The sequence below is a fragment of the Plantibacter sp. RU18 genome (assembly GCF_050613355.1).
GTDB lineage: Bacteria > Actinomycetota > Actinomycetes > Actinomycetales > Microbacteriaceae > Plantibacter.
The window spans coordinates 3,070,175-3,082,888 of sequence record NZ_CP159618.1 but is presented as its reverse complement, the minus strand read 5'-3'; the positions used below and the strand labels follow the sequence as shown (position 1 = coordinate 3,082,888).

At 67.8% G+C, this 12,714-nt stretch carries 12 protein-coding genes and 1 tRNA gene; 10 read left to right on the top strand and 3 right to left on the bottom strand.

Annotated elements, in window-relative coordinates; all coding sequences use genetic code 11:
• Positions 1–150 precede the first annotated feature (150 nt).
• From ABMA10_RS14810 to ABMA10_RS14795, 4 genes are all read left to right on the top strand, one after another.
• Positions 151–1,950, top strand: a complete 1,800-nt coding sequence (locus tag ABMA10_RS14810; RefSeq protein WP_347869444.1) for an ABC-F family ATP-binding cassette domain-containing protein — start codon at positions 151–153, stop codon at positions 1,948–1,950.
• Positions 1,951–2,089: 139 nt separating this feature from the next.
• Complete coding sequence (locus ABMA10_RS14805) at positions 2,090–2,998, top strand: MetQ/NlpA family ABC transporter substrate-binding protein (RefSeq protein WP_347869443.1); 909 nt, start codon at positions 2,090–2,092, stop codon at positions 2,996–2,998.
• A gap of 109 nt (positions 2,999–3,107) precedes the next feature.
• Positions 3,108–4,136: a methionine ABC transporter ATP-binding protein gene (locus ABMA10_RS14800; protein ID WP_347869442.1), complete on the top strand. Its 1,029-nt coding sequence runs from the start codon at positions 3,108–3,110 to the stop codon at positions 4,134–4,136.
• Position 4,137: 1 nt separating this feature from the next.
• Positions 4,138–4,797, top strand: a complete 660-nt coding sequence (locus ABMA10_RS14795) for a methionine ABC transporter permease (RefSeq protein ID WP_347869441.1) — start codon at positions 4,138–4,140, stop codon at positions 4,795–4,797.
• 56 nt (positions 4,798–4,853) lie between these two features.
• On the opposite strand, the gene ABMA10_RS14790 is transcribed toward ABMA10_RS14795, so the two are convergent.
• Positions 4,854–5,348, bottom strand: coding sequence for a MarR family winged helix-turn-helix transcriptional regulator (locus ABMA10_RS14790; RefSeq protein ID WP_347869440.1), 495 nt, complete (start codon positions 5,346–5,348; stop codon positions 4,854–4,856).
• Positions 5,349–5,450: 102 nt separating this feature from the next.
• Between ABMA10_RS14790 and ABMA10_RS14785 the strand changes: the two genes are divergently transcribed.
• The 3 genes from ABMA10_RS14785 (at position 5,451) to ABMA10_RS14775 (ending at position 8,070) form a co-directional block, all read left to right on the top strand.
• Positions 5,451–5,522: transfer RNA gene (locus ABMA10_RS14785), tRNA-Gln, on the top strand.
• Positions 5,523–5,569: 47 nt separating this feature from the next.
• Positions 5,570–7,057 (top strand): bifunctional UDP-N-acetylglucosamine diphosphorylase/glucosamine-1-phosphate N-acetyltransferase GlmU, encoded by a 1,488-nt coding sequence (glmU, locus tag ABMA10_RS14780; protein WP_347869439.1) that lies wholly within the window; start codon positions 5,570–5,572, stop codon positions 7,055–7,057.
• 35 nt (positions 7,058–7,092) lie between these two features.
• Positions 7,093–8,070 (top strand): ribose-phosphate diphosphokinase, encoded by a 978-nt coding sequence (locus tag ABMA10_RS14775; protein WP_347869438.1) that lies wholly within the window; start codon positions 7,093–7,095, stop codon positions 8,068–8,070.
• Between the two features lie 68 nt (positions 8,071–8,138).
• Here ABMA10_RS14775 and gndA read toward each other — a convergent pair whose 3' ends face one another.
• Positions 8,139–9,599 (bottom strand): NADP-dependent phosphogluconate dehydrogenase, encoded by a 1,461-nt coding sequence (gene gndA, locus ABMA10_RS14770; RefSeq protein ID WP_347869437.1) that lies wholly within the window; start codon positions 9,597–9,599, stop codon positions 8,139–8,141.
• A 277-nt stretch (positions 9,600–9,876) separates the two neighbouring features.
• Here gndA and ABMA10_RS14765 point away from each other — a divergent pair, with 277 nt between their 5' ends.
• From ABMA10_RS14765 to pth, 3 genes are all read left to right on the top strand, one after another.
• Entirely contained in the window at positions 9,877–10,380 is a 504-nt protein-coding gene (locus ABMA10_RS14765; protein ID WP_347869436.1) for a gluconokinase, read from the top strand.
• 174 nt (positions 10,381–10,554) lie between these two features.
• A complete protein-coding gene (locus ABMA10_RS14760; protein ID WP_347869435.1) occupies positions 10,555–11,163 on the top strand; it encodes a 50S ribosomal protein L25/general stress protein Ctc in 609 nt (202 codons plus the stop codon).
• 131 nt (positions 11,164–11,294) lie between these two features.
• Positions 11,295–11,876, top strand: coding sequence for an aminoacyl-tRNA hydrolase (gene pth / locus ABMA10_RS14755; RefSeq protein ID WP_347869434.1), 582 nt, complete (start codon positions 11,295–11,297; stop codon positions 11,874–11,876).
• 64 nt (positions 11,877–11,940) lie between these two features.
• Here the strand turns inward: pth and ABMA10_RS14750 are convergent, their stop codons facing one another.
• Complete coding sequence (locus tag ABMA10_RS14750; RefSeq protein WP_347869433.1) at positions 11,941–12,699, bottom strand: pyrimidine reductase family protein; 759 nt, start codon at positions 12,697–12,699, stop codon at positions 11,941–11,943.
• Between the last annotated feature and the right edge of the window lie 15 nt (positions 12,700–12,714).

Sequence of the window (12,714 nt, the reverse complement as noted above, 5' to 3'; positions counted from 1 at the left end):
CTGTGCGCTGGCACGAGGTCGATCGCGTCGGACGATCGCGCTACGCATACCGTAGCGCAACGCCGTGCGCTGGGCCAAGAAGCGCACGGCTGCCGCACAGGCAAGCGGGACCGGTGCGACGTCGAGCGCTGAAGCGCCTACCCTTGACAGGTGGCCCATCTTCTCGGCGCTGAAGCGCTGCACCTCGAGTACCCGACCAAAGTCGTCTTCGACGGCATCACGATCGGGGTGAACGAGGGCGATCGCATCGGCATCGTCGGCCGGAACGGCGACGGCAAGTCGACGCTCCTCGGCCTGCTCGCCGGTCGCACCGAGCCGGACTCCGGTCGCGTGACCGTCCGCAACGGCGTCACCGTCGGCGTCCTCGACCAATCAGACACCCTCGACCACGGCAAGACGGTCGGTCAGACCATCGTCGGCGGGTTCGACGAGCACGAGTGGGCGGGAGACCCGAAGGTCCGCGACGTCATCTCCGGGCTCGCATCGGACATCGCCTGGGACGCACTCGTCGGAGACCTCTCCGGCGGCCAGCGCCGCCGCGTCGCGCTCGCGGCCCTCCTCGTCGGCGACCACGACATCATCTTCCTCGACGAGCCCACCAACCACCTCGACGTCGAGGGCATCACCTGGCTCGCCGAGCACCTGAACCGTCGCTGGGCCAGGAACTCGGGCGGACTCCTGGTCGTGACCCACGACCGGTGGTTCCTCGACGCCATCTGCACGGCCACCTGGGAGGTGCACGACCGCATCGTCGAGCCCTTCGAGGGCGGCTACGCCGCGTACGTGCTGCAGCGCGTCGAGCGCGACCGCTCGGCGGCGGTCACCGAGGCCAAGCGTCAGAACCTCATGAAGAAGGAGCTGGCCTGGCTGCGTCGCGGTGCTCCGGCGCGCACGGCGAAGCCGAAGTTCCGGATCGAGGCGGCCAACGCGCTCATCGCGGACGAGCCGCCCGTCCGCAACGCCGTCGAGCTCGCCGGTATGGCGACGGCTCGACTCGGCAAGGACGTGGTCGACATCCTCGACGTCACCGTGTCCTACGACGGACGCACCGTCATCAAAGACGTGGAGTGGCGGATCGCGCCGGGCGAGCGCACCGGCGTCCTCGGTGTCAACGGCGCCGGGAAGTCCACGCTCCTCGGGCTCGTCACGGGCGAGGTCGAGCCGACGGAGGGTCGGGTGAAGCGCGGCAAGACCGTGCAGGTCGCGACCCTGACGCAGCAGCTCGACGAGCTCGCGGAATACGAGCAGGACCGCGTGAGCGACGTCATCGGACGCAAGCGTACGAGCTACGTCGCCGGCGGCAAGGAGATGACCCCGGGCCAGCTGCTCGAACGCCTCGGCTTCACGAGCGCCCAGCTCTCCACCCCGGTGAAAGACCTCTCGGGTGGCCAGCGTCGTCGCCTCCAGCTGCTCCTCATCCTGCTCGACGAGCCGAACGTCCTCGTCCTCGACGAGCCCACCAACGACCTCGACACCGACATGCTCGCCGCGATGGAGGACCTCCTCGACTCGTGGCCGGGGACGCTCCTCGTCGTCTCGCACGACCGGTACTTCCTCGAGCGCGTCACCGATCAGCAGTACGCGATCATGGACGGGCACTTCCGGCACCTGCCCGGCGGCATCGACCAGTACCTGAAGCTCAACGCCGGGACGGCCGGCAGCCGCTCACAGGAGCACGACCGCCCGACCGCGTCAGGCGGCGGACCGACGAAGAAGACCCCGACGCTGAGCGGTGCCGAGCTGCGCAACGCCCAGCAGGAGATCAAGTCGATCGATCGCAAGCTGCACAAGCTCAACGGTCAGATCGAGCAGGCGCACGAGAAGGTCGCCGTCCACGACCAGAACGACTTCGCGGGGATCACCGCTCTGGGCGCCAGGATCCAGGCCATGTACGAGGAGATCGCCGACCTCGAGGTGCGCTGGCTGGAGCTCTCCGAGCTCGTCGAATAGCGCGCCGCCGCCCAGGCGTTCTCATCCACCCGTCGCTCTGTTCCGAAGTGTTACGTCCCGGTTCGTCATCCCTGCTATGGCGACGTACCGTCGAATCAGCGTCCACCGACGCGCACCACCCGAAAGAGGAATCACAGCAATGACCTTCTCGAAGAAGCTTCTGGCCGGACTGGCCATCATCCCCGCCATCGCTCTACTCGCCGGTTGCGCGGGCGGCGCCGGTGCAGACTCCGCCGCAGACGACAAGGGCACCGAGGCGAACCCGGTCAAGATCGGCGTCGTCGGCGCGAGCGACCCGTACTGGGAGACGTACAAGGAGGCCGCCGAGAAGGAGGGCATCTTCGTCGACATCGTCGACTTCGGCGAGTACACGCAGCCGAACCCGGCGCTCACCGAGGGCGAGATCGACCTCAACCAGTTCCAGCACATCGTCTACCTCGCGCAGTACAACGAGGCGTCCGGCGAAGACCTCACGCCCATCGGCTCGACGGCGATCTACCCGCTCGGCCTCTACTCGACCAAGGTCGACAGCGTGAAGGACATCAAGCAGGGCGACACCATCGCGATCCCGAACGACGAGAGCAACCAGGCGCGCGCGCTGCTGGTCCTCCAGTCCGCCGGCCTCGTGGAGCTGAAGGACGGCGGGAACATCTTCTCGACGCCGGACGACATCGTCGCCGACGAGTCGAAGGTCACCGTCACCCCGCTCGAGGCTTCGCTGACCCCGACGTCGCTGCCTGACGTCGCCGGTGCGATCATCAACAACGACTTCATCACGGACTCCGGCCTCAAGGCCTCTGACGCGATCGCCCAGGACGACCCGTCCGACCCGAACGCACTGCCGTACGTGAACGTCTTCGCTGCGAAGTCCGCGGACGCCGACAACGCGACGTACCTCAAGCTCGTCTCGATCTACCAGGACACGAAGTCCGTCACCGATGGCGTCATCGAGAACTCCGGCGGAACCGCCATCGCGCTCAAGACCCCGGTCGCGGACCTCGTGAAGTCGCTCGCCACGGTCCAGAAGGACATCAAGGCCAAGGGCTGATCCAGCGTCGGATGCGTTCCTGTGGGAGGCTGTTGCTCGCCCGCAGGAACGCTTCGTCGTTTCTCCAGCATGTGACCCGCTCCACCCCACCCACCCCGAGGACACCCCCATGCCACTCGTCAGCCTCCGAGACGTCGCCAAGCGCTATCCGTCTCCGCAGAAGGGCGCCCCGCCGATCGCCGCGATCGACGGCGTCGACCTCGACATCGAGGCGGGCGACGTCTTCGGGATCATCGGCTACTCCGGTGCTGGGAAGTCGACGCTGGTCCGGCTCATCAACGCCCTCGAGCCCGCGACGTCCGGCAGCATCGTCGTGGACGGCACCGAGATCACGACCCTGTCGGAGCGCGGTCTCCAGGAGCTGCGTCTCGGCATCGGCATGATCTTCCAGCAGTTCAACCTCTTCAACTCCAAGACGGTCCGGAAGAACATCGCCTACCCGCTCGAGGTCGCGAAGCGGTCCAAAGCGGAGATACGCACGCGCGTCGACGAGCTCCTCGACTTCGTCGGACTCGCCGACAAGGCAGGCAGCTACCCCGACCAGCTCTCGGGCGGTCAGAAGCAGCGCGTCGGCATCGCCCGGGCGCTCGCGACGTCGCCACGCATCCTCCTCGCTGACGAGGCGACCAGCGCACTGGACCCGGAGACGACTCAGGAGGTGCTCGCCCTGCTCAAGCAGGTCAACCGTGACCTCGGCGTCACCATCGTCGTCATCACCCACGAGATGGAGGTCATCCAGTCGCTCGCCACCAAGGTGGCCGTCATGGAGCAGGGCAAGGTCATCGAGCAGGGAGACGTCTTCGAGGTGTTCTCGGATCCGCAGCACGCCGCCTCCAAGCGCTTCGTGTCGACGGTCATCAAGGGGGTCCCATCGCCAGCCGAGCTCGACGTGCTGCGCGACCGCCACGCGGGCCGTATCGCGACCCTCTCCTTCCGCGACGGCGATGCCTCGCAGGCCGGGGTGTTCCTGACGCTGGCCCAGGCCGGCGTCGACTTCGAACTCGTCTACGGTGGCATCAACGACATCCAGGGCCGGGCCTTCGGGCACCTGACGCTCGCCTTGCGGGGTGATGACGCCGCCATCGACGAAGCGCTCGCGTCCATCGGAACCCAGGCGACCGTGACGGAGGTGCGCTGACATGGATGCGCTCATCGATCTGCTCCCGAAGCTCGGCACCGCGACCGTCGAGACGCTGTACCTCGTCTCGCTCAGCCTCTTCTTCGGCGGCATCGCCGGCCTCTTCCTCGGTGTCTGCCTGTACGTGACGAGGCCGGGCAACCTGTACTCGCACCCGGTGCTGTACGCGATCCTCAACGTGATCGTGAACATCTTCCGCCCGATCCCGTTCATCATCTTCCTGGCGGCCGCGCAACCCCTGTCGCGTCTCGTCGTTGGCACGGGCATCGGTCCGGCGGCGTTCGTCTTCATCATCTCGCTGGCCGCGACGTTCGGCATCAGCCGTATCGTCGAGCAGAACGTCCTCACGGTCTCACCCGGCGTGATCGAGGCGTCGCGCGCGGCCGGAGCCAGTCGCATGCGGACGCTGTTCAGCATCGTCCTTCCGGAGGCGCTCGGGCCGCTGATCCTCGGCTACACCTTCGTGTTCGTCGTCATCGTCGACATGTCGGCGGTCGCCGGCTTCATCGCCGGCGGTGGCCTCGGTGCGTTCGCGATCCAGTACGGTTTCCGTCAGTTCCAGCCGGTCGTCACCTGGGCCGCGGTGATCATCATCATCCTGCTCGTGCAGCTCATCCAGTTCTTCGGCAACTGGCTGGCCCGTCGGGTCCTCCGCCGGTAGCGTCTCGACCGGCTCGGCGAGCAGCGGGATCCGTCCTCCGAGGGTGTCGTGGGACCTCAGTCGAAGTCGAGGCTGAGTTTGCGGAGCAGCACCGTGAGGCGCGCCTGTTCGGTGGAGCTGAGCCCGTCGAGGAGGTCGGCTTCGGCGTCGACGAGTCGGGTGATCGCGGCATCGACGGTGTTGAGTCCGGCATTCGTCATCTGCACGAGGATGCCGCGGCCATCGTTGGGGTCGCCTTGGCGTTCGACGAGGCCGCGTTCGACGAGGCGGTCGATGCGGTTCGTCATCGTGCCGCTCGAGACGAGCGTCTGGAGGAGCAGCGCCTTCGGGCTGAGACGATAGGGCGAACCCGCACGACGGAGTGCCGCGAGCACGTCGAACTCCCACGGTTCGAGGTTCGATCGGGTGAACGCTGCGCGGCGGGCGCGATCCAGGTGTCGTGAGAGTCTGGCGACCCGCGAGAGCACTTGGAGGGGCGAGAAGTCCAGGTCCGGTCGTTCGCGGTTCCACGCGTCGACGATCCGGTCGACCTCATCGGTGCTAGCTGGCATTCCACCATTATCGAGGGAACCGGGTCGTGTCCGTGGATCAGGAATCGGCTGCGGGCGATCCGTCTGGCAGAATTGACCGTGCTGCCCGGTCCCGGGGAGTGGTCCGCCATAGTGTAACGGCAGCACGGCAGCCTTTGGAGCTGTTCGGTCCAGGTTCGAATCCTGGTGGCGGAGCGACCGATCACCGACCGGGCGAGAGTCCGGACCGAGGGGGAGCACACGTGACCGACGACCGTCTTGCCATCATCATCCTGGCCGCAGGCCAGGGAACCCGCATGAAGTCGGCGACGCCGAAGCTGCTGCACCCGCTCGGGGGCGTCCCGATCGTCGGGCATGTGCTCGCGACGGCCCGCTCGCTCGACGCCGCCCACGTCATCGCGGTCGTCCGACATGAACGCGACCGGCTCGTCGAGGCCATCGAGGTCGAGCTCCCCGGCGCGACCATCGTCGACCAGGACGAGGTCCCCGGCACTGGTCGAGCGGTCGAGCAGGCGCTCCTGGCGCTGCCGGCAGACTTCGCCGGCGACGTCCTCGTCGTGAACGGTGACGTCCCGCTGCTGAACGCGGCGACGCTCACGACGCTCATCGAGCGCCACCGCAAGCACGACGTCGCGGCGACGATCCTCTCCGCCGTGCCCGAGGACGCGACCGGCTACGGACGCATCATCCGCACGGATGCCGGAGCGCTCGACTACATCGTCGAGCAGAAGGACGCCGACGACGCCGAACGCGCGGTCGGGGAGATCAACGCCGGTGTCTACCTCTTCGGTGTCGGGCAGCTCCGCGACGCCCTCGCCGAGGTCACGACCGACAACGCCCAGGGGGAGAAGTACCTCACCGATGTCATCGGTCTGCTCCGACGCGCCGGGGCCGAGGTGTCCGCGCTCCCCGTGAGCGACTCCTGGCTCGTCGAAGGCATCAACGACCGTGCGCAGCTGAGCGCTGCCGCAGCGAAGCTCAACGCGCTCCTCGTCCGTGCCTGGCAGCTGGCAGGCGTCACGGTGCAGGACCCGGCCACCACCTGGATCGACATCAAGGCACGTCTGCATGCCGACGTGACGCTGTTGCCCGGCACCCAGATCCTCGGCGCGACCGTCGTGGAGTCGGGCGCGACGATCGGGCCGGACACCACGCTGGTCGACACGGAGGTCGGCGCCGGCGCGCGCGTCAAGCGCACCGACGCGACCCTCGCCGTCATCGGTGCCGGGGCGGACGTCGGCCCGTTCGCCTACCTGCGTCCGGGTACCGTGCTCGGCGAGCGCGGCAAGATCGGCGCGTTCGTCGAGACGAAGAACGCCCAGATCGGCGACGGCAGCAAGGTCCCGCACCTCAGCTACATCGGAGACACCGTCGTCGGTGTCGAATCGAACGTCGGAGCCGGCACGATCACGTCGAACTACGACGGCGTCGACAAGCACCGCACGACGATCGGTTCGCACGTCCGTACGGGTGCGCACAACACGCTCGTCGCGCCGGTCACCGTCGGCGATGGCGCCTACTCCGGCGCCGGAGCGGTCATCCGGAAGGACGTCCCTGCCGGCGCGCTTGCCCTCAGCGTGGCCCAGCAGCGCAACGTGGAGGGCTGGGTCGATCAGAAGCGTCCGGGTACCGCTGCGGCCATGGCGGCGGCTGCAGCGAACGCCGCACCGGTCGAAGCTGGAAACGGTGTGTCGGACCACCCGGCTGCGGCTGGTAACGTCGACTCCTGAGTGAGGCCGGAGTGTTCCGGCAGAAGGCAGGGTCTGTGTCGAGCATCACGGCGGACAACAAGAAGCAGCTGGTTCTCGTCTCCGGACGAGCGCATCCGGAGCTCGCTGAGGCGATCGCCGCAGAGCTCGATTCGGAGCTCCTCCCCACCGATGCCAGGACGTTCGCCAATGGCGAGATCTACGCGCGGTACGACGAGAGCATCCGCGGTACCGACGTCTTCGTCATCCAGTCGCACACCGCGCCGATCAATGAGTGGCTCATGGAGCAGCTCATCATGGTCGACGCTGCGAAGCGCGCGAGTGCGAAGCGCATCACCGTGGTCGCGCCGTTCTACCCCTACGCCCGCCAGGACAAGAAGGGCCGTGGGCGCGAGCCGATCTCCGCACGTCTCGTCGCCGACCTGTTCAAGGCGGCCGGCGCCGACCGGATCATGTCGGTCGACCTCCACGCCGCGCAGATCCAGGGCTTCTTCGACGGCCCGGTCGACCACCTGTTCGCGATGCCGGTCCTCCTCGAGCACTTCCGCGCGAAGCTCGACCCGTCGACGCTGACCGTCGTCTCACCCGACATGGGCCGAGTCCGGGTCGCCGACATCTGGAGCGACAAGCTCGGTGCGCCGCTCGCGATCATCCACAAGCGCCGCGACCCGCTCGTCCCGAACCAGGTCAGCGTCCATGAGATCGTGGGTCAGGTCGAGGGCCGGGTCTGCCTGCTCGTCGACGACCTGATCGACACCGGTCGTACGATCGTCAAGGCGGCGGAGGCCCTCAAGAAGGCCGGCGCCATCGGCGTCGTCGTCGCGGCGACCCACGCGGTGTTCTCCGACCCGGCCGTCGAACTCCTGCAGAGCGACGCCATCGACGCGGTGGTCGTCACCGACACGCTTCCCGTGGAGGAGGCCAAGCGCTTCGAGAAGCTCACGGTCCTCTCGATCGCTCCGCTGATCGCGCGCGCGATCCACGAGGTCTTCGACGATGGTTCCGTCACGAGCATGTTCGACGGCGCCGCTTAGCCGCAGTACCGACAGCAGAACGCCCCGGTCCATCTTGGACCGGGGCGTCCTGCGCGGAGTGCTCGAGACTAGTGGCTCGAACCCGCCTGCTCGATCTCGCTGCGGTCGCCGGACCACAGCGTGTGGAAGGTGCCCTCGACGTCGATGCGCTTGTAGGTGTGTGCTCCGAAGAAGTCACGCTGTCCCTGCACGAGTGCTGCCGGGAGACGCTCCGCGCGGAGACCGTCGTAGTAGGAGAGCGACGAGGAGAACGCCGGCGAGGGGATGCCCGCCTGCGCCGCCGCGACGACCACACGGCGCCAGCTGTCCTGCGCTTCGGCGACGGCGTCGCTGAAGTATGGAGCGGTCACGAGGGCCACGAGCTCGGGGTTCTCCTCGTACGCCTCGGTGATGCGGTTGAGGAACTGCGCACGGATGATGCAGCCGCCGCGCCAGATCTTCGCGATCTCGCCCTTCTTGATGTCCCAGCCGTACTGCTCGGCGCCGGCGACGATCTCGTCGAAGCCCTGCGAGTACGCGATGATCTTCGACGCGTAGAGGGCCTGGCGGACGTCCTCGACGAACTGGTCGGGGTCGGCGACGGTCCACTCCTCTGAGGGGCCGGCGAGCTCGCGAGCCGCAGCGCGCTGCGCGGGCTTGGACGACAGCGAGCGGGCGAACACGGCCTCGGCGATGCCCGACACCGGGATGCCGAGGTCGAGGGCGGTCTGCACGGTCCACGCGCCGGTGCCCTTCGCGCCGGCCTGGTCGAGGATGACGTCGACGAGCGGCTTGCCGGTCTTCGCGTCGACCTGCTTCAGGACCTCCGCGGTGATCTCGATGAGGTAGCTCTCGAGGGTGCCACGGTTCCACTCGGCGAAGACCTCTGCGATCTCTGCCGGCGACTTGCCGGTGCCACGGCGGATGAGGTCGTAGGCCTCGGCGATGAGCTGCATGTCGGCGTACTCGATGCCGTTGTGGATCATCTTCACGAAGTGGCCTGCGCCGTCGGTGCCGACGTGCGTGACGCAGGGCTCGCCCTCGGCGATGGCCGCGATCGATTTGAGGATAGGACCGAGCGTCTCCCACGCCTCGGCGGAGCCACCGGGCATGATCGACGGACCCTTGAGCGCACCCTCCTCGCCACCGGAGATGCCGGCGCCGACGAAGTTGATCCCGGTCTCGCGGACGGCCTTCTCACGACGGATCGTGTCGGTGAACAGGGCGTTGCCGCCGTCGACGATGATGTCGCCCGGCTCGAACACCTCGGTGAGCTGCTGGATCACGGCATCCGTCCCCTTGCCCGCCTGCACCATGATGATCGCGGTGCGTGGCTTCGACAGCGACGCCGCGAACTCCTCGATCGTCTTCGAGGCCACGAACCCGGCCTCAGGGTGCTCGGAGACGAGCAGATCGGTGCGTTCCGGGGAGCGGTTGTACACGGCGACCGTGTTGCCCTCGCGGCTTGCGAGGTTCCGTGCGAGGTTGCTGCCCATGACGGCCAGACCGACGACGCCGATGTTGGCACTCGTGGAGGCGGTGTTCACCATGTGGTTCTCCTTCAGAGGTGGGTGCTGCGGGATGCGTCGAGCACAGTGAGTCCGTGACTCGGCGGAGGCTGCAGGGTGTCGGGGCGTCTTCGTCGACGACGTGGCCGGCCCGTCCTGCAACCGTAGCAAAACGAGAGGTTGCTCCACCTCTCAATGACGCGCCCTCTCGGTGAGGTCGCAGTCGGCCCGCCAGCAGGCCGGGACCACTCCGGTAGCCTGCTGTGCAGGCCGGAGTCGTCGGCCGCCGGTCACGGATCGGAGAATGCAGGGAGATCGTGTGAGTGCACCGCTCGTCGTCGTCATGGGAGTGTCCGGTTCGGGCAAGAGCACGACGGGCGTACTCATCGCCGATCGGCTCGGGGTCCCGTTCATCGACGCCGACGCCCTGCACCCCCTGGAGAACGTCGCGAAGATGGCGGCCGGGACACCGCTCGAGGACGCCGACCGATGGCCCTGGCTCGCACTCGTCGGCCAGACGCTCGCCGACGCCTCGGACACCGGTCTCGTGATGGCCTGTTCGGCGCTCAAACGCGTCTACCGGGAGGCGATCCTCGCCGAGGCGCCCGACGTGCGCTTCGTGCTGCTCCACGGGAGTCGTGAGGTGCTCGGTCGTCGTATGGAGGGCCGTACCGACCACTTCATGCCCGCGTCGCTCCTGGACTCGCAGTTCGCCCTGCTGGAAGAGCTCGACGCCGATGAGCCGGGCTTCGTCGTGGACATCGATCGCTCGGTCGAGGAGATCGTGACGGATGCGGTCACGGGCCTCAGCCCGGTGCGGTAGACTCTCACATTGAACTTCGGCGAGGGAAGCAGCCCAGGGCGGCTTCCGTGATCGACGCGGTGGTCTGGCTTCCGGCTTTTCCTCACGCAGATACGCGTTCGAGTTGACTCATCCATTCCGCCGCGCATCGTCGCGGCACGACCAACCGGGTGCAAGACCCGTGAGGAGAACACCATGTCCGATGACCTGAAGGTCACCGCGGAACTCCGCGAATCGTTCGGCAAGGGCGCAGCCCGCAAGCTCCGTGCCCTCGGCAAGATCCCAGCCGTGCTCTACGGTCACGGCACTGAGCCCGTGCACGTGTCGCTGCCCGGCCACCAGATGCTGCTCATCCTGCGCAAGTCGAACGCCGTCCTCGAGCTCGACATCGCGGGCAAGGGCCAGCTCGCCCTGGTCAAGGACGTCCAGAAGGACCCCGTGCGTCAGATCATCGAGCACCTCGACCTCATCGTCGTCAAGAAGGGTGAAAAGGTCGAGGTCAACATCCCCGTGCACATCGAGGGCGAGTCCGCCGCAGGCACGATCCTCAACCAGGACGCCACCACGGTGAGCCTCGAGGTCGAGGCGACCCACATCCCCGAGCGCGTCACCGTCAGCGTCGAAGGCCTCGAAGAGGGCGCCCAGATCCTCGCCGGCGACATCGAGCTCCCGAAGGGCGCGTCGCTCATCACCGAGGCCGACGTCCTCATCGTCGCGATCACCACCCCGTCGGCTCCGGCCGACGAGGAGACCGAGGCAGCTGAGGCAGCTGCCGAGGAGACCGCAGCCGACGCCGCGGAGTAGTCACCAGCACCGCACACGAACCTGCCGTCTGCCCGCCCCGATAGTCTCGGAGCATGGCAGACGGCAGGTTCGCTCGTTTCCTGGCGTCCCTCAGCGGGCGCGCGGAAGCGGGCGACGATCAGGAAGGCAGCATGGCTGCAGACACGTGGCTCATCGTCGGGCTCGGCAACCCGGGGGAGCAGTACGCGCGCAACCGTCACAACATCGGTCAGATGGTCCTCGACGAGCTGGCGAAGCGCATCGGCGCGACCTTCAAGACGCACAAGGGCAACGCACGTGTCGCTGAGGGCCGTCTTGTGCCCGGCGGACCGAAACTCATCCTCGCGAAGCCGAACAGCTACATGAACCTGTCCGGCGGCCCGACGGCGTCGCTCGCGCAGTTCTTCTCGGTCGAGCCGGACCATGTGGTCGCGGTCCACGACGAACTCGACATCCCGTTCGACTCCATCAAGCTCAAGCAGGGAGGCGGGCACGGTGGACACAACGGCATCCGCGACATCGCCTCCGCGCTGAAGACGCCGGACTTCCCGCGCGTCCGCGTCGGCATCGGTCGGCCTCCAGGCCGTCAGGACGCCGCGGACTTCGTGCTGCGAGATTTCGCCGGTGCAGAGCGCGAACAGCTGCCGATGCTCATCTCCGATGCAGCGGACGCGGTGGAGATCCTCGTCACAGACGGGCTCCTCGCCGCGCAGACGCGATTCCACGGCGCGTGACCCCGCTCGGGCGCCGCGGAACCGCGTGACCCGCGGGCGGCCCCGCGCTGTCGAACGGTGACGGTCAGGATCCGACGCGGACGTACCTCGACAGGAGGAGTTCCTCTGAGCGCAGCAGATGTTGCAGACGCATCTCGCGCGGCAGGTCCGATGCGGGTCCGCCGGCGATCCGATGGCTGCCGCCGCCGACGAGTCTCGGACTGATGGTGAGGCAGAGTTCGTCGACCGCGTCCTCGGCGATGAACGAACCGAACAGACTCGGCCCACCCTCACAGAGGATCTGGCGGAGCCCGCGGTCCGCGAGGGCTCGGATCGCCAGTGTCGGTTCGACGTGCGCCGCCCCGCATTCGACGACGTCGGCGACGGACTCCAGCGCTGCTCGCTTCGCGGGATCGGCCCGGGCCGTGGTCAGGACGACCGGGCGGACCGGAGCCGCCGTGAAGACGTCGGAGCGGGGGTCCAACTCGAGGGAGCCCGACACGATCGCGAACACCGGATGCAGCGGCAGCTCGTGCTCGTCGCGCCACGCTGCGGCGTCGACGTCGAGCCGCATGGCGCCGTATCCCTCGTCGCGGACGGTACCCGCTCCGACCAGCACGACGTCGGCGAGGCGGCGCAGAACGTCGAAGACGGCCTTGTCGGCCGGGCCGCCGAGCCCGCCGGACACCCCGTCCACCGTGGAGCCGCCGTCGAGGCTCGTGACGAAGTTGACGCGCACGGTCGTGACCGAACGGTCGGGGACCGTGTACGCCGCGATGATCTCGTCGGGGGAGAGGGGCTCGTCCCGTGATGGGACGATGCTCGTGATGGTGGGCAGGCTCATGCGTGACTCCTCGGC